The following is a 21,124-nucleotide window of genomic DNA, read 5'->3' as shown; positions in this document are numbered from 1 at the left end:
AGTATATTGATATTATTTTTTAAGAAGGTGAAGGACTTGTCTCGTACAAATTATAAATTAATGCTCTCAGAACGAATGGAAAAAGACTTTTCAAAATGGGTTAAACAGCAAGAAGTTCCAGAACGTGATATGTATCGTTTTTTACATACGATGAAAGGTACAGCGGGTACGATTGGGCTGATGGATCTGTCTGTATTTTGTGGCACACAATTAGAAGCTTTTGCTGAGGACAGCGACACTTTACTACCAGCCGATTCCTTGCAAGATTTGATGTCTGTATTAAGAAGCTATTTCCTCGAGGAAGACGCTCCTGCTAATGTTGACATAGCAGTAAATCTAACAAAAGACATACCGACAAACGATTTATTTGTTTTAGTTATTGATTCTGATGCGGAGTTAGCTTCTTATATTAAAGAATCTCTAGAAGAGCATGGAATTCAAGTAGTTATTGCGCTTGACGGAAAAAAAGGCATCGAATTATTTTATACACTTCAACCTCAAATGGTTATTGTAGATTTACAACTGCCAGATATAGATGGGTTTGATTTGGTTTCTAGAATTTATGAACCTGCTAGAAATCAGTATGTACCTCTTGCTATTGTCAGTACAGATGATCGAATTGAACATCAAATTAAAGCGATGGAAATAGGGGCAACTGATTTTCTCTCCAAACCTTTGAATATGTCACTTTTTGTTCCTTATGTTTTAAATCGTCTGTGCCACCAAAAAATGATTTTGCAAGAAACACTTTACGATGAATTAACGGGTGCCGGGAACAGAAAATACTTTAATGATGTACTGATCCAAATGACTACATTGTCAGAGAAAACTAAAAAAACGTTCACACTTGTATTATTCGATTTAGATCATTTTAAAAAAGTAAATGATAGTTATGGACATCCTATAGGAGATGAAGTTTTACAAGCTTTTAGCCAACTCTTATTGAAGAAAAAACGAGAATCGGATTACTTTTTCAGATATGGCGGCGAAGAGTTTGCTTTAATTCTTCCAGATACTACAGCACAAACTGCTATAGCTTTAGTAGAACAAATTCGGGTAGACTTTGCCGAAATTGCCTTTACCGATCAATTGAATAATCTCTTTCACGTTACATTTTCAGCTGGGATAAGTGAGTATCTTCAAAAACAAGGTACGTTAATCGATAAAGCAGATCAGGCTTTGTATCAAGCGAAAAAAAATGGTCGCAATCAGACAATGATGTATGAGATCGCTACACATGACTTAAGACGCCAGCTTAACATCATTATCGTTGATGATGATTCACTTGTGCGGAAGCTGATTATAAAGCAATTTGCTGGTTGGAAACCGGATGACTTTGATATCAACATAGAAGAACATGCAGATGGTATCAGCTTTATCGAGTCGGACTGGTACAAGCCAGAGGAAAATTACATGATTTTACTTGATGGAGTGATGCCGAAGATGGATGGTTTAGAAGTTTTAAGTCATGTGCGTAGCCAATATCCAAATGAAAATATTGTCATTTCGATGCTTACTTCACGTTCAAATGAATCAGATATCGTACTTGCTTTACGAAGTGGAGCGGATGACTACATACTGAAGCCATTTTATGCACAAGAAGTAGTTGCGCGTGTCCAACGACTAACAATGAGGCTATTTAAATGAACATTTATTTCTTCTGGGTACTAATTGCTTTCTTATTCCTGAGCCAACTACTTTTATTGCTATTTTTATCTTTACGAAAACTACTAATAAATAAAAAAGAACAATCGATTACCCAAGAATATGACTTGTTAACTGAATCATTCAGTTCGTATATGATGGACCCAACCGATGATCGATTTCTTAAAGAAATCAGCATTTCGTCTAACCAAACCATCGTTTTGGAATACTTATTAAATCATTATGTGGCTGTCACGAAAGGCAGCGCTAATTCACCACAAGTCGCACAATTATCCGAAAAATATTTAACTGAGCGCTATAAAAAACAACTCAAGCGTAGAAGTTGGGCCATACGGATGAACACATTGTATTTCATTGAAGATTTTCATATGAAGTCACTCACTCCTTTGCTTAAAGAAAAATTACAAAAATCATTTCGATTAGATCAAGAAACGCAACAACTTATTCGAACCTTAACATCATTAAACGAACCGATGACCCTTTCTGTATTAGCTCGCTACGCCGATGCACCCGTTCGCTTATACATCGATGTGTTTAAAAGGCTCCAATTGGATATCCAATTAGAAGAACTAGATATGGCTTTAAAAAATGAACACAACAATAAAGCACTTAAGCATGCCGCGGTTTCTTACATTGGCATGACAGGATTGATAGGATTTCTGCCTCGCATTGAAGAAGAATTACTAAGTGATGATGAAGAATTAAGAATTCAAGCATTAAAATCCATTCAACATTTGCAATCTATATCCTCACCTAGCTTGTTAACGCCTTTCTTCCACTCTGCTTCTTGGCAGGAGCGAATGTTTGCTGCACGAATTGCTGGAAAACTACAATTATCTCGATATCAAGAAGTGTTGAGCGAACTGCTTGGAGATTCTGTTTGGTGGGTTCGTTATTCATCTGCTGAAGCGTTGACGCAATTTGCAGATGGCGATATTTTACTGAGTCATTTATCTGCAAATCATCCAGATCGTTTTGCACGAGATATGGCCACTCAATGGGAAGCATCCCTTTTAGGAAGTGAAGAATGATGCACAGCTTTTTCTTATTATTGTCCTCTTTTATCATTGCTTATTTGCTTTTTTCAAGTTTAAGTTATTTAGGTCTCTTTGCAATTGCCTTCCGAAAGGTAAAAAAAGAAAACAACCTTGTTCACCGTGAGTCTACAGATGTGCTTTTAAGAAACCAAAATACGTATCCTGTTTCTATTCTTGTTCCTGCTTATAATGAAGAAGTCGGCGTTGTTAGCACTGTACGATCTTTATTGGCTTTAGAATACCCTCAAAAAGAAGTTATCGTTATAGATGACGGCTCAAAAGACATGACATCTGAACAAATGATTAATGAGTTTAAAATGGTACAAATTCCATTCGCATTTCGGACGCACATCCCTACTGCCGAAATTATTGCTATCTATCAATCGTCTATATTTCCATATGTCCGCCTTATTAAAAAGGCTAATGGCGGTAAAGCAGATGCACTGAATGCAGGTATTAATTTGTCTTCGTTTCCGTATTTTTGTGCAATTGATGGCGACTCTATTTTAGAAAATGACGGACTTATTAAAACCATGAAACCAATAATTGAGTCTGACGGACAAGTTATTGTAACAGGTGGTTCAGTTCGAATTGCAAATGGTTCTACCATCTCGAGAAGTAAAGTAGAAGTTATAGATCTACCAAGACACCCGGTTGTTATTATGCAAATCATAGAATATTTCCGTGCGTTTTTGATTGGTCGTTTAGCCTTAAGTCGACTAAACATTTTACTTATTGTTTCTGGTGCATTTGGCGTTTTTAACAAAGAACGTGTTATCCAAGCTGGTGGTTATAATAAAAATACAGTTGGCGAAGATATGGAGTTGGTGGTAAGGCTGCACCGGTTACTCCGAGAAGAAAAATCTAAACAACGGATTGAGTACGTACCTGATCCCGTATGCTGGACAGAAGCACCTGAATCATTAGATGTACTTAAATCGCAGCGAATACGTTGGCAGCGCGGATTATTTGAAACTTTATGGACTCACCGAAAAATGATGCTAAACCCAAAATACGGCGCTGTCGGCATGATTTCTATGCCCTACTTCCTTTTTATTGAGCTACTTGGTGCAGTATTTGAGTTTTTAGGCTACTTTATTATTTTCGGTGGTTTTTTCTTCTCATTGGTTGACCCTAATATTGCCTTAGTTATGTTTATAGTAACTATCTTGTATGGCTCTTTCATTTCAGCATTAGCTGTTTTGTTAGAAGAATTAACACTTCATAAATATCCAAAAGTGTCCCATTTAATGCGTCTCTATTTTTGGGCTTTAACAGAAGCCTTTTGGTACCGTCCTCTTATGGTAATATGGAGAATCCAAGGAATTTTCGCGGCTTTCCGTAAAAAAGCTCATTGGGGCGATATGAAACGTAAAGGCATTTCAACTTAAATTAGGAGGCTGAATATCATAAAAAAAATACTAATAGCAGATGATGAAGATATTTTACGAATCCTGATAGCTGACACTCTCGAAGACGACTTTGACATTGAAGAAGCTGAAGATGGCAAAGAAGCGCTAGAAAAAATTAGAGAAAACGATTATGACTTAATTGTTCTTGACTATATGATGCCTCATTTGACGGGTTTAGAAGTTTTAGAAGAATTAAGAAAAGATCAAAATCAGACGAAAGTGTTAATGTTAACAGCAAAAGCACAAGATGCGGACAGAGAAAAAGCCATTTCAAAAGGTGCAGATTATTTCATGTCAAAACCATTTAGTCCCATGGAACTTTTGACTCTTGTTGAAAATATATTAGCATCCTAAAAAAACGTACAAGCTCTTAAAGAGCTTGTACGTTTTTTTGATGTGCTTTAAAATCATACTTCAGTTTCTTGATAATCTTTCGATGCATAATAAATGGCACCATCACGATCTTGAGAGTCTAATAACTTCTTCATCACTTTTGATAAATTTGTCGGTGCATATGGCTTTGTTAAATAATGACTGATTTTGTCGATTTTTTTTGCGTCAGACGAAGGATCTAAAGCCGAGGAAATGACAATAGGAATATCTTTCGTTAACGGATCCTCTTTCATCATATCGACAAGATCCCAACCACTCAACTCTTCACCTAACATGATATCAACTACTGCTCCAACAAGCGGCGTACGTTTTGCTTCTTTAAATGCTTCTTTAGGGCTCGTGTGATAAATCACTTTAAATCCATTAACTTTCAATTCTTCAGAAAGTAATAGCGCCAGACTCATATCATCTTCTACAATCATAACAGGTGGATTTTCTTCTGCACCTTCATGATTTGTATATTCTTGAGGTTGTGAAACGAGCGGTAACTCAAAATGGACAGCTGTGCCTTGTTCTTCTTTTGACTCAATCCAAATTTTCCCATCATGTTGAAGAATGATTTCCTGGCATATAGCTAAACCGAGACCTGTCCCCCCTATTTTCCGTCGCGAGCTGTTATCTATTCGCTGGAATTTCGAGAATAATTTCGGGATATCTTCTTCAGGAATGCCGATTCCTTCATCTTTTATTGTTACACGAAGATTATTTAAATCATTTTTCATTGATATGGTTACACTGCCACCTTGTGGAGAAAACTTAATGGCATTACCAACCAAATTCATTAATACTTGAGCTATTCGTTCTCGGTCACCTTCAACAACTACATCCGAAGCATCATCGATAAAGACGATTGAATGCATGTTTTGTGTACGGAATTTTTCAACCGTTTCGATAATCAACTCATTAACTGGTAATTTATCCATACGGTATATTTGGTCGCCAGACTCCATTCGTTGTAAATCGAGGAAGTCATTTATTAAGTTTGTTAAACGTTTTGCTTCTTTATAAATCGTTTTCAAATAACGTTCTTGTTTTTCTGGTTTAAGTTGTTTATTTAACAATAGCTCTGTAAATCCAAGAACACTCGATAACGGCGTACGAAGTTCATGACTGACGGTACTGACTAGTTCAGACTTCATCTTATCGACTTCGTGTTCTCTCGTAATATCTCGATGCACAAAAATGGTTCCTTTTTTCTCATTTTCCACCATAACAGGCGTACTATAAACATCGATAACGCGTTCATATGGCTCTTTAACGGTATAGCGGAATGTATTCGCTTCTTTGTCTTTTACTTGAATACAATTGCTTAAGAACTCAAACATTAACTCTGGAGATGTCGTTTGTTCAGCCATTCGTTTGACCCATATATCTTGGGAAATTGAAGCATCGAGTGGTCCGTTACCACAGTTCAACATGGTACACATCGTAGCGTTATGTTGAACCATAACTCCGTCTTTCGAGATAAATTGAATACCTTCATTGATATTATTGATAATACGTTCATTCAGTGTTCGTTCATGTACGGCTGCTTCATACAATTGAATACGATCGATGGCTAAGTGAATACGTTTTAATAACCCACTAATATCTAACTCTTCATCTGCAGAAAAAATTCTTCCTATGCGAGATAAACCAATTAATGCAACACTATCTTGATTTTCGTTTTTCACCGCAGAGTATAAATCATGGATATATACTGTATCTATTGCAAAACCTTTTTCCAATTGCGCTTCTCTTTTAACCGTAAATGTGTCACTTTCTTCTAAACGTGATAACAGATACCCACTTCTTTCATCTTTTAATTGCATAAACATTTCAGGTGTAAAGCCTTTTAATGCATACTCACCAGATTTAGGTAACCATAATACACCAGTATCAATTTCATAAGTTTCACTAAAGTACTCAAGAGTCGATTCTATCAGCTTTTGTTTATCTAAAGTAAAGGACAAAATATGATTTAAATCGTTGTAGCGAATCAAACGATCTTTAGTTTGTTCCGTTTCTTCTAACGAATATTTCAATTTATTTTGCTGTTCTTGCAATTTACTTTTGCTCAGCGTTAAAGCTTCATTTTGGGAAGTTAGTTTTTCTTGGTTCGTTTGAATTGTATTAATCATATTATGAAAAGTCATCGATAAAATGCCTAGTTCATCTGAGCGTTTAAGTGGCATATAAGATAACTCATCACCTTTAACAAATCCCTCAATTGATTCGCGCATACCTTCAATTGGCTTCACAATATCATTGAGTGCTCTTAAAATGATTAATGCCGTTATTATAAATAAGAGAATAAATAACAGTATCAATACAAAAGATAAACTCTCAGCTTGCGCTAACATGTCTTCGTTTACTTGTTGAAGTGCTTGTCTAGTAACATCCTCGTATTCTTCTGAAAAAGCTACAAATTCATTTACGGTTGTATTCGTACCTCCGCGAGATAACTCTCGTAAACCTTCATAATCCTCATTACGAACAAGAGCCACTGCTGCAGGAAATATATCTTCTTCAAATAACCGAATAAAATTACTTAACTCAATAATTTGTAATCTTTCTTGTCTTGTTATTGATAAGTTATTCATTTTAGAAATCGAGTCTTTTAAACTTTCTAATTCTGTAAAAGCCATCTCTAACTCTTCTTCATTTTGAAAAGCATAAAAACCTCTTGTTCTAAAAAAGAGCTGATTTAACGATTGTGAAAGATCTTTAAATGTTCCCTGCTTTTCTCTTAATTCTGTATATTCTTCTTCTAATAATAGTTGTTGGGAATGCATATAAAAATAAATCCCAATAATCATTAATGTACAAATAAGTACTGAAGAAAAAGTTAACTTCAAATACTTATATCTAATTCCTTTTTCTTTTAAATTCCGCATGCAGTTCCTCCTAGATGTTCAGCTAAGTTTCTTTATAATTACTTATTAGAAATAGCATGATTACTTTACTTTCAATAAATTAATCTTCTTTAATAACAGTATACGTTATTAGCATTTCAAATAATTACTTTTACAAATAAAAAATTATGAAATTTTTTACAGAGATATTATTAAAATTGACCATCATGATAATACAGTAAAACACCTTCAATTTTTTCAATCTCATGATGTGCTCATGACAATTGACTAAATTGAAGGTGCTTGAATTGGTTCTATATAGATCATTTTCGGTGAAATTTATTTAAGTTAACTTTTTTCGCGGTTTCACAAAAAAAGAATCTCTCTTGTCTTTAAAATAGTAACGAGCTTTCCAAAATTTTCTCCATATTCGTTTAACAAATTCACTTTCCAGTAAAAACATTGCATACTCTTTATTAAAGGTTGCTTTAAATTTTTGCTGTCTTATTAATAAATAGAAATAATTTTTCTTTTTTGTTTTTTCAATCGTTTCATTATATTGGAAGTTTGTATGACTATTAATCTTATCCAATAAGTTTGCAGTTGCATCATTTTGTTTCGTCGAGTTTATGGTGTTAGTTAATGTCTTTTCAGACCATGCCCCTTTCACATCGACTCGGTAAACAGACATTTGCTCATCCATATAATAGACTTGTCCATTATGTGCTAGGTGAATTGCTAGAGGATAATCTCCAAACCCTGCATCAAAATAGAAGACTGGCACATCATCTGCTTTTACTCGACGATATACCATAGAATTGGTTGGAAATAGCTCGCCACCACCTAAAATAGTTTCTTCAGCAGTAAACATTCGGCTTTTTCGGCTTGGCCTTACTTTTCCTACGACCTTGTTTAAGGCTTCTGAATATTGATAAGCAGAATGAACACTTAAGTCGCATTCAGGATTTGCATCTAAATAATCCACTTGCTTTTGCAATTTGTAAGGGTCGGTCCAGAAGTCATCTCCTTCACAAATAGCAATATACTTTCCCTTTGCTCTACGCTGATTGATTTGTAACATTGTAGCGCTTTGAGAAAATAAATTGTACTTTTGGTATATCGGCTTTATCAAATCCGGGTACTTTTCTTCATATTCTCTTATAATCGAGGCTGTATTATCTGTAGAAGCATCATCATGGATTAATATTTCAAAGTCAAAATTTGTTTTTTGCATTAAAAAGCTTTCGATTGCTTCCACAATATACTCTTCATGATTGTATACTAGACAATCTATACTTACTAAAACATCTTTAGCCATAACGTTTCACCCTTTATTGTCATTGTTTATAAATGTTCATTCAACTGCTTCCACTTGCTTGGAGCAGTTCAGAAAAGTTATTTAGAACAGTGAAATCATTTAACATAGCATCAATTTCTTCTGGACTATTAAACATCATGACATCGATAATTGATAAATTAGGAACAAACTCTCTTGCATCTCGTTGTTGATAACTCAGATGATTTGTTTTAATAATTTTCAATTCAATTCCTTGCACTTGAAAATCTAAAGGTGAATACAGCAAAAGCCCCCCAGCCGCATTTAAGTATTCATCTGCTGAAAAAAGTCCGCAAATTTCCAAAATTTTATCTTGTCCTCTAAGATGTTCACTTTTCACTAATTTAGATGACAGGATAATTTCTGTCTGTATGTTTAAATACGCACAGACTTCTTTAATCGAATGTGTTAAGTACGCCGCTAAATTGGCTTCTCTATAATTTATTATTTTCTCAACTAAGCTAAATACATCTTGAAAATATGGCGCTTTGCCATACGCTTCTTTAATAGTTTTTAATAACTTTTTTTTATAGATAAGATCATGATCAATTTCAATTTCATTAATACGCTTGTTTTGACTGACTTTAAACGTTCTTAACGAAATTGGTCTTGCTTCTCCATTGACTAATATATTATTTTTATTAATCCAGCCTCTTTTTTTATAATTCACATCATCGTATATCACGTATTTATCAACTGCTTTAATCAATTGCCAATATCCGATATAAGGAAAGAAATATGGCTGCATAATACCTACTCTCATAACCTCATCCCCTTTTATTTTAACGCTTTGAAAAGCCGCTCCTCATTTTTAGTAGTTGTCTAATTTTGTTAACGTGCGCCCATACCACCATCAATTCGGTATTGGCTACCTGTTATAAACTGAGAATCATCACTTGCTAAAAACAAAACAAGTTTTGCCACTTCAGACATTGCCCCGTATCTTCCTAGAGGAATACGAGAAGCTATGAATTTCCGAACTTCTGAAGGATTTTCGCTGTTTATACCTTCTTCATTTTTTCTCATCATGGTCGAATCTAGTGGTGCAGGATGAATCGAATTTACTCTAACTGAGTGGTATCCTGCTTCTAAAGCTGCAGTCTTTGTCAAACCTACAACTGCATGTTTTGTAGCCGCATAAAGTGAATTTCCACTACTCCCCATTAAGCCTGAAACCGAAGAAGTATTAATAATGCTGCCGCATTTCTGTTGAATCATGACCGGCATCACTTTTTTTAAACCAAGAAAAACGCCTTTGACATTAACATTCAAAATCGCATCAAAATCTTCGACTGTTTGTTCGATCAGTGGTGCCACTTTGCCTAAGATTCCGGCATTGTTGACGAATATATCAATTCTCCCCCATTTTTTCATGACTTTATCGACATAAGATGCTACCTCATTTTCGGAAGTAACATCTGCAACGACTCCATACACTTCGCCAATATGAGTTAGAGAATTTTCACAATTATGAAGAGCTTGCTGATCGCGATCTACCAGAGCTACTTTCGCTCCTTCTTTTAAAAAAACTTCTGCAACAGCTTTCCCCAAGTCACCTGCAGCACCTGTAATTATTGCTACTTTTCCTTTTAACTTATCCGACATGTATACTCCTCCAAACAAACAACTATCAAAAATTATTAACTATCTGTTTTCCAATATCCGATTTCTTGGGATAATTGCTCATACTCAGCTTTTAAAATACTAACAATTACTTGGTCGTAATATCGGTTATTACGAAACGCATAATCCCGCTTCCTGCCTTCTTCGATCCATCCACATTTTTTTATAAACAAATTATACGAAGGCACGTTATGTTCTAGAATGTCTCCTTCTAGGCGGTGCAACTGAAGTTCCTCAAAAGCATATTTCATCGTGGTCATTACTGTATCGCGACCATATCCATGTCCGCGCATATTTTTTTTTCCAATTAAAATCCCATGATGTGCCGAACGATTTCTATAATCAATATTTAATATGTTCGAGATGCCAATAAATCCATCTTCTTCTGTTTCAATTGCCAAACGTAGATTTCGGTTATCAAATTCCAATCGATCAAACCAGCGATTTTGTTGTTCCGAAGATATCGGAATTGTCCATCCTCCAAGTAAGGGGGCTATTTCTGGATCATTATAATAACTTCTCAACTCTTCCATGTCTGCTCTCTCTAATGCACGAAGCGTTACTTTTTTCCCCTTAACATTCATATGCTCATCCCCCTTCTTTTACTTATTTTTTAATTTGTGTATTTAATGGAAAACACTATTAACATCGGCTCCCTTTAAATGAATCCCATTAACTAGCCTTAAAAAATCCAACAATTAACGAGCTTCCGTTATAGCCTTTTGACCTATAAATAATAGCGTTTTAATAGAACCAGCACTAAAATCCTGCATTAAACTTTAATCTCAGTTCTATAATACCATATTATCTGAAAATTAAGACATAAATTTATAAATATTTTCTATTTAGCATCTAATATTCTTTTTACTGGAAATAAATTGGTTCTATAAATGCATAGTTTTCTATTGCATAAACAAAAGAGACATAGAGAAGGCGAAATTCCACCTTTTCTATGTCTCTTTTGTAAATTCAGTTAGAATAACTTTTTTTGAACAAGCAATAAATCTACATAAATTTAACTTCTGCCTGTTGACGATTTGCTTAAAATAATTAGTACATTGGATTTCCCGATTTTGATCTTTCTGGAATTTTTTGAATGGCATCCCAATGCTCTACAATTTTTCCCTGCTCATCGAAACGGAAAAAGTCCATAGTTATATACTCTTCTTCATCTGGCCAAACTTGATGGGTATGGAGAGAAACTAAATCATCTTGTGCAATCGCCCGAACAAAATCAATACTTTTGTTGGGAAATTCTTTATGCATTTTCTCAAAATATTTTATAAACCCTTCTTTGCCATTTTCGACATCCGGATTGTGCTGAATGTATTCTTCCCCTACATATTTTTGAACAGCTTCAGCTGGCTTACCCAAATAAGCCATTTCATAAAATTCCTTCGCATTCTTTTTATTCGTTTCTAAATTGTGCTTCATGACCATTTCCCCTCTCTATCATTGCTTTTTCTTAAGTACTCATTTGGTATTTTGAGCATACGGTTACTAGTAAGTCGTCTAGCGTTCCGATTACTTTTTGAACTTCTGGCAACTGATAAAAAGTACTTGTTAATGCTAAATCATCAATGTCATTATCCGGAGAATACAAAAAAATCTTCTTTTGAGCAGCAATCGCTATTCCTAACTCTATGTGACTTCCTTTTCCTCCTGGTAGTAAAACAATCACAACATCTGAATTCATCACAGCCTCTTTTTCTTTAATTCCGATCTCTGTTAATGCTTCTAAAGTTGTCGGACGGTCATTTTTAGTCCAGTCGTACGAATGCACATATCCCTTCATTGTTAATTGATGACTAACATACTTTACTTGTTCTTTGTTTTTAAAACTTGATGCCACATAAAATCTCAATTGTTTCCCCCCTTAACTTTTCACTCATAACAGTCTATAAAAAAGCCACCAATTTAATTAGCGGCTTTTTTGAGATGCAGAGAAAATAACAAGATTTTTAAATTGGTTTCGTTAAATATAACGCTCTAGCTCTTTTTGTTGACGCAGGTGATGTCGAGAATGCATTTCAACTAGTTCAATCCATTCCTTTGCATTTAACCAGCCAAATCCCCCATGTTCAATCTTGTAATTTGGATTTACTAAATCTATATCCACTTCCCACTGTTCTAGTCTTTCAATCACTTTGTCGATTCTATTAGCGAGCACTTCTTTACTATCTGTATTGTTAGGAGGGGTATTCATTTCATCCGGAAGTCTGATTTTGACAGGTGGAAATCCACCATCTTTCATTAACTGTTCACCCATTTGAGTTTTTCCTAAAGGCTGTTCTTCTGTTAACCTAGTGCAAGCTTCTGCATTGTCGAGATACTCATGCGCTACTAAAATAATATGGTCATACATTTGCCCAATCGACCAAACGCCTTGCTCGTGAATATGTGTTAGCTGCGCTGGAGAATAATTACTAAGATCGTTTCTGAATACTGAAAGTATTTCTTTGCCGCTCATACAATTTCTCCTCTCGATTAAATTGATTAATTTATCGTTCTCAAGAACTGCATTAACTGCCAAATCAATATATTCTAGAATTTGTTCAAATGTATAAACTTCCAACTCTTCATTTAAATCTTCAGCAGAATAACAAAAGTCTAAAAGCGTTTCTTCTTTAAATTTTTGAAGATTTTCATATTTGATTTCTTGAATGTTAGTTACCGGTACTCTACTAGATTCCAACTCATTTTTTAACCCCGTATAATTAAACCATTCAATTAACTTACCGTTTAATTTCCTAAAATCATTATGCCATCTTTCCAATAAGCTTGGATCCGCATCTACACGCTTTTTGAAATTGTTCTTAAAGTATATTTGCTTTAACCATATATCATCAGCTATTAAATGTGTTAAATACCCGAGTATGTAGTCGATTTGAAAATGAGAACTGTACTTCTTAACAAAAAGCTCGTAATTCACAAATCTAGTTCCGTCCTCTAAACTTTCTTCCAAAAAATGCGATGCTGTTTTTTGTTCTCTCGAATACGTTGCATCTGGCGCAATTCCCACCTAAAAGAAATATGCCTTTATTGTCAATTGGTAATTTCATGGAGAGTTGGTTTGCGATAATTAAATGCATAACTCTAGATCCCACTACAATTCCTCCCTGAACTGTTCACTATCAACTGTTTATTAGTAATTCCGTAATTTTTAATATCACTATATTAAAATCGCCACTACTCTTTATTCTAAATAAATGATCTGCCTCTTTTTCTGTAGGAGCATTCTTTTTCTCTAAAAAAGCATCCTTTTGTTGCTGTATCAGAACTTCTTCAAAAGAAGACATTGTTCTAAGGATGGTTTTATCGCGGTGACTTTCTTTTATTCTTTCTTCTAAAATACGATCACGAACTTCAAAATTAACTAGAATACAAATAAAGTTATTTTCTTTAAAATAGTTGAGAAGCTTTTCGCGGGCTTTATAACTACGATTAGAGTTACTCAATATAATATGACAATTTGTTTGCTCTACTGTGTAGTCGACAATCGTTTGAGTCAGTGCATATTTAATCGTATTTGTACCTTCTTTAGGAATTAAATTCGGGTAGAATATTGATAATATTTCAGCTTGAACATCTTGATCAATCGCTACTGAATTAGGCATTCTTTTTTCTAATGCTTTAGCGAATGTGGTTTTTCCACTATGTGTTTTACCGACTGTCATGATAACAAATCTTCTCATAACCATAACTCCATCCCGAAAAATTCTTAAATTGAACGATTACGATAAACTCTTTTTAAAGTGGCTACACATTCCATCATTTAAATAGCGTTGGTATTGTCTGTCTTTATAAAAATTGATTGCGCTATACCAGTCGTTATTAGTTTCCAATACAAGTTGCCGATACCCTTGCTCTTTTGCCCATATCTCCAGAGATGCAATCATTCTTTTTGCTAATCCTGCTCTTCGATAGTTTTTGATCACAGACATGCGTTCTACTCTTCCAACCTCTAGTGATTCACAAGAAATCGCACCTGTACAAACTACTTTACTTTCACAAATACCAATTAAAAAAATAGTTTTTTCCTGACTATAGCTGTCCATGATACTTTCCAAGTCCGGGTTGCAGGTATCATCAATAAAACCAAAATGCTCTTCTAATCCTTTTAATACTAATTCTTTAGCTTCTGTTTCGTATACCTTTGTAATTGGTTGAATGTGCATTGTTTCTAATAGATTACCCTTCATGTTTCCACCCACTTTTGGTTTTCACATAGTTATTATTTCTCAAATAAACATGTGATTTTAAACGAGCATCTTGATTTGAGAAGTTGCTAATTCTTTTAATTCTTTACTTAGTGTCACAAGTCTTTTTTTAATTTGTTCCTTATTGCCATACCGAATTTCAGTTTCACTCGCTATGTCTTCTGACAGCAAGCGAAAATGACTATGTGCCGTTTCGAGCAATTGAAGCAACTGCTCTCCTCTAACTTCACCGACTATTTGCTGGTTTCCTGCACTGTATCCTTCTATAAATCCTTTAGCGATCATTCTTAAATTTTCTATGCAATCTTGAAAATGATGTTTTTTATACCTTTCTGTATCGGCTAACGTGACAAAGTACGTTTCATATAAGTTCATAAAATTCCCTGCCATTCCTCTGGCATAATAAATGCTTGGATAAGGATCAATTAGACATACATTTTCACCATTGCATAAAATATTTTCCGGCGATACATCTTGATTTCCTAAGAGTGGTTTGGTGAATGCCTTCTTCCTCAAGTTTGCAGCTAATTGAAGTGCTTTTTTTACTATGATGTCATCATAGTCTGGAAACGCTACGCAAAGAGCTTGATAATCCGATAGATGCTCTTCGCTTTCTTCATATATGAATTCCCTAATATCACCGTTAAAAGAACCATGCAACCCTTTTTCTTCAGACCAAGCTAAATAACCAAACCCAGTCAACCCATGAGGAATCTCTTCCGTCGCCTTGTGAATTGCACCTGTTTGCAAACCTATTTTATAAGCTTTATCTAGCGTTATCGTGTGCAAATCAATTTGACTACCAGCATAATTTTCTATCGTATAAGTCAATTCAGGGGTGACATAGTAGTCAAAGAATAACGGTGCCGCTCCTTCTTGTGCTTTGTTTACAGTCTGATAGTAAAGTTTAGTTCCAGCATACTCTGCTTTTAATGCAACTTCATCAAATGCAACTTGCTTTCCGTACGCTATCGTCTTCGGTATTCTTAAAACTAATTGTTGTGCGCCACGATTTACTTGCCAAGCGTAATGCCATGCGCCTTCACCAAGAAATCTCCCTAACACAAGACCTGCATGCTCTAGCGCTGCTTCCAATCTCATTTCCTTCACCATGCTCCCTCTTTCTACTTAGTTATTCTTTACCACTTGAAAAACCTTCAAACAAACGCCCACCGTATGGTTCTAGTACCCTATCCACAAGTTGAACAACTTTTAATTTCTCATTAGTTTTATAATATTCATCAAAAGCGATAACAAAGTCATGGGCAAATTCAACATCATAAGCTTTTAATGAACGGACAATCCATTTTGAATTGCCGATCCATCGTGAGTTTGTTCTTAACACAAACTCACTTACAAGCTCGGCCAAAGTAGCCGCAATAAAGATCCCTTCTGTCCGGTCACGACATCCGATAAAGTCATCAAGAGAATCTGTTACAAAGTATCGTTTTTGCGCAATCGTTTCGGCTGGCCATTCTTTTGGTCCTTTTTCTAGCAGTTTTCTTGCTTCTTCTTTTATCGCTGAAATCATTCCATCGTCTTTTAAAATTACACCTTCAACTACCATTTGCGGCATCGATGGCCTAGCTCTTTCATAATCACTCAAAAAATAAGATTTATATGATGATTGGTTATGAACAAAAACTTCAATCCGCCACCCGTACTCAAAAAATGACTCACGATAGGAAGAAGAGAGTTTTTTCTCAAATACTACAAGATCTAAATCGGATGTTTCAGTACTTTCGCCTCGAACCACACTCCCCGCTAACAATGCTCCTTGGCACTGAGGAAAATGCTTATTGATAAATAGTTGCGCTGCGTCGAATGGATCAAGCTTTTTATCATCTTCCACTGCTTAGACCACCTTTATATTGTTTGTACTATCCAATTCAATAAATTTCATCAATTAACAATTCTCTTCAAGATAGCTAAATTCTCATTTAAAAAAGCAGCGTTTTTTTCAACGCCTCGACGCTTACACCAGCCGATGCTATTAAAGGCATCTAAAAATTGATAAAATGGCAGGACCTTTTCCAAATCCAACAATGGTTTAATGTTGCGATAACCGGCTTGATACGCATGATATAAATCAGCATCAAAGCTTAGAAAATCTCGATACAATTTTGTGAAATCAATATTTATTGATCCAAATCGAACACTTTCAAAGTCAATTATCCCTGAAATCTTTTCACCATCCACAATGATATTGCCTGGACGAAAATCCATGTGGACAAAGCTAGGACCGGCTGGAGTAGGTAACTGTTGTTTTAACTCAGTGAACTTCTCCATACTTTTCGCATATAAGTCGTCGTCCACAATTTCTTTTACGTCTACTGCAAAATCAAGAAACTTAGATTGGATAAAGTTGAGCCAATTGGGAAACTCATTTTCAATACTTATTGTCTCTTGGTCATCCGGTGGACATACTTCATGCATTTGGGCGTGCAAACTCCCTACTTGAAACGCCACTTCCGGCGAAACGTCTGTGGTTAAAGTCATTCCTTTTAACTCAGACAGTAAAAAAGCACCTGGACATTCTCTATCACCAGACCAGTAACCTAGCATTTGGGGTATCGGTACTTTACCTGCCAACATTTTGTAAGCATCCAATTCTCGTTGATACTTCAATTTTGTATACGGAATTTTTACATAAACAACTTCACCTGTGTGTAACGCGCATTTGAATACGGTTGAACTAAAAGAATCTTCTACTTTATTCATAGTGACTGGTTGCACTGCAAATTTCTCTAGAACTTTTTTTATCACGGTGTTCTCCCCTTGTTTCTCATATGTATGATCTATCTATAAATCAAATATTCTACTAATTCAATATTAACATTAATTCCCACCCGGCATTTCATTTGTTGTCATGACTTTTTTATAAAGTAAAAACAGCCTAAAGTTTTTTAATTATTCTGTATATATTGAAGATTTTACTAATAACCATCAAAAATATACGGATTTCAAAATTTCTAAAATACATTTACCTATAAATTTTACATTCGCAATTATCCATTAATTTACAGAGGTTAAATAATCACTCTTTCGGTACCCGAAAAATACATAATCCACCCTATATATTCAGAAAAATTAAAAAGTTATGATGAATACACCGAGCTTCGATGCCGGTAAAACGAGAAGGAGTGAATTTGATGAACAAGAAAAAATTACTGACTTTAAGTTTGGCAGCATCACTAGCGTTATCAGCAACGGCGGTTTCCGCAAATACCGCCCCTACACAAGAAACAACAGAAAAGGTTCATGTCAATAAAGAAACCAAAACACCTGACATGATTTATGGAAAACTGACGACTCCATCCAATAAATCAGCTAAGGAAATTGTGTTTACATATTTGGAACAAAAAGAAGACCTTTATAAATTCGACAAAAAGGAACTTTCTAATTTCAAGATTCTCAGCCAGGAAAAAGATGACCTTGGCTTTACGAAACTGAAAATGCAACAAGTGTTTAAAGGCGTCCCAGTTTTCGGATCTGTGATTAATGCGCATGTGGATCAAGATGGCGTATTAACTTCAGTTTCAGGAAACTTAGCTCCAGAACTATATGATAAGCAATCATTAAAAAAAGGCGCTACATTAAAAGCAGATGCAGCACTTGAAAAAGCAAAAGCTGCTTTAACTAAAAAAATCGGAAGTTTTCCAGAGCTAGAATCTGAAGTGACACCTGAATTGGTTGTTTATTTCCAAGATGGAAATGCAAATTACGCATATAGTGCAGAATTTGAATTCCTTTATCCGGAACCTGGTAATTATCAATACTTTGTCGATGCTAAAACAGGCGAAATTTTAGATTCGTACAATCAAATCCATGAGGCAAAACCTTCAACAGGTGGACCTGGTATAACTGGAAACAACACAATTGGTAGCGGAAAAGGTGTTCTAGGAGATTCAAAAACGTTCAATACGCTGACAAATAGCAACGGCTCTTACTTGGTGGATGGTACAAGAGGAAGTGGCATTTTAACTTACGATGCTAAAAATCGCACACAAACACCAGGAACTTTATGGCTTGATAGCGACAATATTTATAATGCCGTGTACGACGGAGCTGCAGTTGATGCTCACGCTTATGCAGGAAACACTTATGACTACTTTAAAAATGTCCATGGTCGAAACAGTTACGATGGCAATGGAGCACAACTAGTTTCAACGGTCCATTACGGGCGTAACTACAACAATGCTTTCTGGAGTGGTTCTCAAATGGTTTATGGAGACGGTGATGGTAATACATTTATTCCATTATCAGGTGCACTTGATGTTATCGCACATGAACTAACACACGCTGTGACAGATACAACAGCTGACTTAGTTTATCAAAACGAATCAGGCGCAATTAACGAGTCAATGTCTGATATTTTCGGAACACTTGTTGAGTTCCATTTCAATAACAAGCCTGATTGGCAAGTTGGAGAAGATATCTATACTCCGAATATTGCAGGTGATGCACTACGTTCAATGCAAGATCCGACTTTAAGCGGAGATCCTGATCATTATTCGAAACGATATACAGGTTCAGGTGATTACGGCGGCGTTCATATTAACTCTGGAATTAGCAATAAAGCTGCGTACTTATTAGCTAACGGTGGAACGCATTACGGAGTTAGTGTCAATGGAATTGGCAATAATAAAGCGGGTGCTATTTATTACCGTACATTAACTCAATATTTAACGCCTAACTCAAACTACAGTCATTTCCGCGTTTCGACGATCCAAGCAGCAACTGACCTTTACGGAGCTTCAAGTTCAGAAGTTGCAAGTGTGAAAGCTGCGTTTACAGCTGTAGGCGTTAATTGATTATTAACTAATTAGAGATTTATATTTCTCTATTGCTGTACCTCAAAACCCCAGTGAATCTATTTCACTGGGGTTTTGTATTGAATGTCTTAGTAGTTCTCTTATTTTACAGTTTATTGACAGTCATTATTTGTCTATGCTACTATTTTAGTTAACTTATTTCATTAATAGGTTAACTCAATCGAAGGGGTGTATTATGACGACAGCAAATGTAAAACTGAGAATGATGATTGTGACAGCATTGTTCGCAGCCATCATCGGCATTTTCGCACAAATCACTATCCCGCTCCCACTTGTTCCTATTACAGGACAAACTCTTGCCATTGGCTTGGCTGCAACAATTTTAGGTGCTAAATATGGAACGCTGTCTGTTTTGATTTATTTGGGACTAGGTGCAGTCGGTATTCCGGTTTTTGCACAAATGTCAGGTGGATTAGGTAGCTTATTTGGACCAACTGGCGGCTATTTAATCGGATTTCTACCAGCCGCTTTTATTATTGGCTATTACCTTGAGAAAACTAGTTATACGTTTATGAACGCTCTGATTGCAAATGTAATTGGCATGTTTATTACCTTAACAGTCGGGACGATTTGGTTAATGATGTTCGCTAACCTTTCATGGACCGGCGCATTTATGGGAGGATTTTTCCCGTTTATTTTAGTGGGTCTTATTAAAGCCGCACTTGCAGCATGGATTGGTATTTTAGTTAGAAATCGTTTGGAATCTGCAAAGCTACTTTATGTTTAAAAATTTTATCAAGCAAAAAACAGTCGATCCCATTAGGGGTCGACTGTTTTCGATTATGTACATTTCTAAAAAATTCTTCTTTTCCATAATGCCCAACCAATCATTGCAACAAAAACTAACGAGATCCCAAGTGTACTCATCCAAGAAGACGGATTGTCATCGGTTATCGGTAAAGCTACATTCATTCCGAAAAAGCTAAATACGAGTGTAGGAAGAGTTAAAAATACAGTAAACAAAGTAAGAGTTTTCATCGTATTATTTAACTCATTCGAAATCAGCGAAGAATAAGAACTCGTGATACTATCCAATATTCTTGTATACAATTCGGTCGTTTCGATTCCTTGATTGTTTTCAATTTTCACGTCTTCAAGAAGATCTTTATCATCCTCATACAGTTTGAGGGAATGAACACGAAACAGTTTCGTAACGACATCCCCATTCGACTTTAGCGAAGTGAGAAAATAAACTAAGCTTTTTTCGATTTCCATCAAGTCATACAACTGCTTGTTCGTAAACGACTCGCGCAAATTGCTTTCAATTTTGAGACGCTGTTTGTTGAGTGTTTTCAAATTATCTAAATATAAGGTTGAAATAGACAATAAAACCTCTAAAGCAAAACGACTTCTCATTAATGTGTTTACATTTTTCTTAATGAGCCCTGTTAAAAAGCTACTTGGTTGATGACATATCGTGACTATGTAGTCGCTTCCGATAATAATGCCGATTGGAATCGTAATATACGAATTAAATCGGTCGTTAGTTGTATCTGGTATCGGAAAATCATTAATAAGCAGCGTACTATTCGTTTCCTCATCATATTCAATACGTGCGGTTTCTTCTAAATCTAATGGATCCTCTAAAAAATCCATAGGAATATTAAAATGCTGAGAAACTTCTTCAAGCTCTTCTTGTGACGGCGCCGTTATATTGACCCAGCAATTCTTGTCAAAGTTCTCTATGGTATCTAAGTTTCCGTTAGATGAAGATTTATAAATATGGAACACTCTATATCCCCCTTTCTGCTTTATCAAAGTTTCATTAA

At 35.4% G+C, this 21,124-nt stretch carries 20 protein-coding genes; 6 read left to right on the top strand and 14 right to left on the bottom strand.

All coding sequences use genetic code 11. The features are described from left to right. The first annotated feature begins 36 nt into the window (after nucleotides 1–36). From MLE13_RS02820 to MLE13_RS02805, 4 genes are read left to right on the top strand one after another with little or no spacing between them, the layout of a single operon-like run. Complete coding sequence (locus MLE13_RS02820) at nucleotides 37–1,647, top strand: diguanylate cyclase (protein WP_240747916.1); 1,611 nt, start codon at nucleotides 37–39, stop codon at nucleotides 1,645–1,647. Next, nucleotides 1,644–2,696, top strand: coding sequence for a HEAT repeat domain-containing protein (locus MLE13_RS02815; protein ID WP_240747915.1), 1,053 nt, complete (start codon nucleotides 1,644–1,646; stop codon nucleotides 2,694–2,696). Before MLE13_RS02820 ends, MLE13_RS02815 begins: the two co-directional genes overlap by 4 nt. Continuing rightward, a complete protein-coding gene (locus MLE13_RS02810) occupies nucleotides 2,696–4,093 on the top strand; it encodes a glycosyltransferase family 2 protein (protein ID WP_240747961.1) in 1,398 nt (465 codons plus the stop codon). The genes MLE13_RS02815 and MLE13_RS02810 overlap by 1 nt, the downstream gene beginning before the upstream one ends. An 18-nt stretch (nucleotides 4,094–4,111) precedes the next feature. After that, complete coding sequence (locus tag MLE13_RS02805; RefSeq protein ID WP_240747960.1) at nucleotides 4,112–4,468, top strand: response regulator transcription factor; 357 nt, start codon at nucleotides 4,112–4,114, stop codon at nucleotides 4,466–4,468. Nucleotides 4,469–4,521: 53 nt separating this feature from the next. On the opposite strand, the gene MLE13_RS02800 is transcribed toward MLE13_RS02805, so the two are convergent. The 13 genes from MLE13_RS02800 to MLE13_RS02740 form a co-directional block, all read right to left on the bottom strand. After that, nucleotides 4,522–7,383: an ATP-binding protein gene (locus tag MLE13_RS02800; RefSeq protein WP_240747914.1), complete on the bottom strand. Its 2,862-nt coding sequence runs from the start codon at nucleotides 7,381–7,383 to the stop codon at nucleotides 4,522–4,524. Nucleotides 7,384–7,684: 301 nt separating this feature from the next. Then, complete coding sequence (locus MLE13_RS02795) at nucleotides 7,685–8,659, bottom strand: glycosyltransferase family 2 protein (RefSeq protein ID WP_240747913.1); 975 nt, start codon at nucleotides 8,657–8,659, stop codon at nucleotides 7,685–7,687. Between the two features lie 40 nt (nucleotides 8,660–8,699). After that, complete coding sequence (locus MLE13_RS02790) at nucleotides 8,700–9,440, bottom strand: WbqC family protein (protein WP_240747912.1); 741 nt, start codon at nucleotides 9,438–9,440, stop codon at nucleotides 8,700–8,702. Between the two features lie 68 nt (nucleotides 9,441–9,508). After that, a complete protein-coding gene (locus MLE13_RS02785) occupies nucleotides 9,509–10,282 on the bottom strand; it encodes an SDR family NAD(P)-dependent oxidoreductase (protein WP_240747911.1) in 774 nt (257 codons plus the stop codon). A 35-nt stretch (nucleotides 10,283–10,317) separates the two neighbouring features. Further along, entirely contained in the window at nucleotides 10,318–10,884 is a 567-nt protein-coding gene (locus tag MLE13_RS02780) for a GNAT family N-acetyltransferase (RefSeq protein WP_240747910.1), read from the bottom strand. A 466-nt stretch (nucleotides 10,885–11,350) separates the two neighbouring features. Further along, nucleotides 11,351–11,734 carry a nuclear transport factor 2 family protein gene (locus MLE13_RS02775; RefSeq protein WP_240747909.1) on the bottom strand — a complete coding sequence of 128 codons (384 nt, stop codon included), beginning with the start codon at nucleotides 11,732–11,734 and terminating at the stop codon, nucleotides 11,351–11,353. 31 nt (nucleotides 11,735–11,765) lie between these two features. Then, entirely contained in the window at nucleotides 11,766–12,164 is a 399-nt protein-coding gene (locus MLE13_RS02770; RefSeq protein WP_240747908.1) for a nucleoside 2-deoxyribosyltransferase, read from the bottom strand. Nucleotides 12,165–12,275: 111 nt separating this feature from the next. Then, nucleotides 12,276–13,322, bottom strand: coding sequence for a DinB family protein (locus MLE13_RS18025; protein WP_346429148.1), 1,047 nt, complete (start codon nucleotides 13,320–13,322; stop codon nucleotides 12,276–12,278). A gap of 112 nt (nucleotides 13,323–13,434) precedes the next feature. Continuing rightward, entirely contained in the window at nucleotides 13,435–13,995 is a 561-nt protein-coding gene (locus tag MLE13_RS02760) for an AAA family ATPase (RefSeq protein WP_240747907.1), read from the bottom strand. A 39-nt stretch (nucleotides 13,996–14,034) separates the two neighbouring features. Further along, nucleotides 14,035–14,502, bottom strand: a complete 468-nt coding sequence (locus MLE13_RS02755) for a GNAT family N-acetyltransferase (RefSeq protein WP_240747906.1) — start codon at nucleotides 14,500–14,502, stop codon at nucleotides 14,035–14,037. 57 nt (nucleotides 14,503–14,559) lie between these two features. After that, complete coding sequence (locus MLE13_RS02750) at nucleotides 14,560–15,621, bottom strand: hypothetical protein (protein ID WP_240747958.1); 1,062 nt, start codon at nucleotides 15,619–15,621, stop codon at nucleotides 14,560–14,562. 31 nt (nucleotides 15,622–15,652) lie between these two features. After that, nucleotides 15,653–16,372 carry a nucleotidyltransferase domain-containing protein gene (locus MLE13_RS02745; protein WP_240747905.1) on the bottom strand — a complete coding sequence of 240 codons (720 nt, stop codon included), beginning with the start codon at nucleotides 16,370–16,372 and terminating at the stop codon, nucleotides 15,653–15,655. Nucleotides 16,373–16,422: 50 nt separating this feature from the next. Further along, the gene (locus tag MLE13_RS02740) at nucleotides 16,423–17,286 is read right to left on the bottom strand and encodes an aminoglycoside phosphotransferase family protein (RefSeq protein WP_240747904.1); all 864 of its coding nucleotides are present in this window, start codon (nucleotides 17,284–17,286) and stop codon (nucleotides 16,423–16,425) included. A 386-nt stretch (nucleotides 17,287–17,672) separates the two neighbouring features. Between MLE13_RS02740 and MLE13_RS02735 the strand changes: the two genes are divergently transcribed. Both MLE13_RS02735 and MLE13_RS02730 read left to right on the top strand, forming a co-directional pair. After that, nucleotides 17,673–19,334: a M4 family metallopeptidase gene (locus MLE13_RS02735; RefSeq protein WP_240747903.1), complete on the top strand. Its 1,662-nt coding sequence runs from the start codon at nucleotides 17,673–17,675 to the stop codon at nucleotides 19,332–19,334. Nucleotides 19,335–19,530: 196 nt separating this feature from the next. Next, entirely contained in the window at nucleotides 19,531–20,082 is a 552-nt protein-coding gene (locus MLE13_RS02730) for a biotin transporter BioY (protein ID WP_240747902.1), read from the top strand. A 65-nt stretch (nucleotides 20,083–20,147) separates the two neighbouring features. Here MLE13_RS02730 and MLE13_RS02725 read toward each other — a convergent pair whose 3' ends face one another. Further along, nucleotides 20,148–21,086 carry a magnesium transporter CorA family protein gene (locus MLE13_RS02725; RefSeq protein WP_240747901.1) on the bottom strand — a complete coding sequence of 313 codons (939 nt, stop codon included), beginning with the start codon at nucleotides 21,084–21,086 and terminating at the stop codon, nucleotides 20,148–20,150. Nucleotides 21,087–21,124 lie beyond the last annotated feature (38 nt).

Source organism: Planococcus halocryophilus, from assembly GCF_022489025.1.
Taxonomy (GTDB): domain Bacteria; phylum Bacillota; class Bacilli; order Bacillales_A; family Planococcaceae; genus Planococcus; species Planococcus halocryophilus_A.
The sequence above is the reverse complement of the archived record's forward strand: the minus strand, read 5'-3'. Positions and strand labels throughout refer to the sequence as shown.

Bases quoted from the DNA above. Each gene is read 5' to 3' on its own strand.
- MLE13_RS02815 (WP_240747915.1), top strand. From the start codon at position 1,644: ATGAACATTTATTTCTTCTGGGTACTAATTGCTTTCTTATTCCTGAGC.
- MLE13_RS02810 (WP_240747961.1), top strand. From the start codon at position 2,696: ATGCACAGCTTTTTCTTATTATTGTCCTCTTTTATCATTGCTTATTTG.
- MLE13_RS02800 (WP_240747914.1), bottom strand. From the start codon at position 7,383: ATGCGGAATTTAAAAGAAAAAGGAATTAGATATAAGTATTTGAAGTTA.
- MLE13_RS02795 (WP_240747913.1), bottom strand. From the start codon at position 8,659: ATGGCTAAAGATGTTTTAGTAAGTATAGATTGTCTAGTATACAATCAT.
- MLE13_RS02790 (WP_240747912.1), bottom strand. From the start codon at position 9,440: ATGAGAGTAGGTATTATGCAGCCATATTTCTTTCCTTATATCGGATAT.
- MLE13_RS02785 (WP_240747911.1), bottom strand. From the start codon at position 10,282: ATGTCGGATAAGTTAAAAGGAAAAGTAGCAATAATTACAGGTGCTGCA.
- MLE13_RS02780 (WP_240747910.1), bottom strand. From the start codon at position 10,884: ATGAATGTTAAGGGGAAAAAAGTAACGCTTCGTGCATTAGAGAGAGCA.
- MLE13_RS02775 (WP_240747909.1), bottom strand. From the start codon at position 11,734: ATGAAGCACAATTTAGAAACGAATAAAAAGAATGCGAAGGAATTTTAT.
- MLE13_RS02760 (WP_240747907.1), bottom strand. From the start codon at position 13,995: ATGAGAAGATTTGTTATCATGACAGTCGGTAAAACACATAGTGGAAAA.
- MLE13_RS02755 (WP_240747906.1), bottom strand. From the start codon at position 14,502: ATGAAGGGTAATCTATTAGAAACAATGCACATTCAACCAATTACAAAG.
- MLE13_RS02750 (WP_240747958.1), bottom strand. From the start codon at position 15,621: ATGAGATTGGAAGCAGCGCTAGAGCATGCAGGTCTTGTGTTAGGGAGA.
- MLE13_RS02735 (WP_240747903.1), top strand. From the start codon at position 17,673: ATGAACAAGAAAAAATTACTGACTTTAAGTTTGGCAGCATCACTAGCG.
- MLE13_RS02730 (WP_240747902.1), top strand. From the start codon at position 19,531: ATGACGACAGCAAATGTAAAACTGAGAATGATGATTGTGACAGCATTG.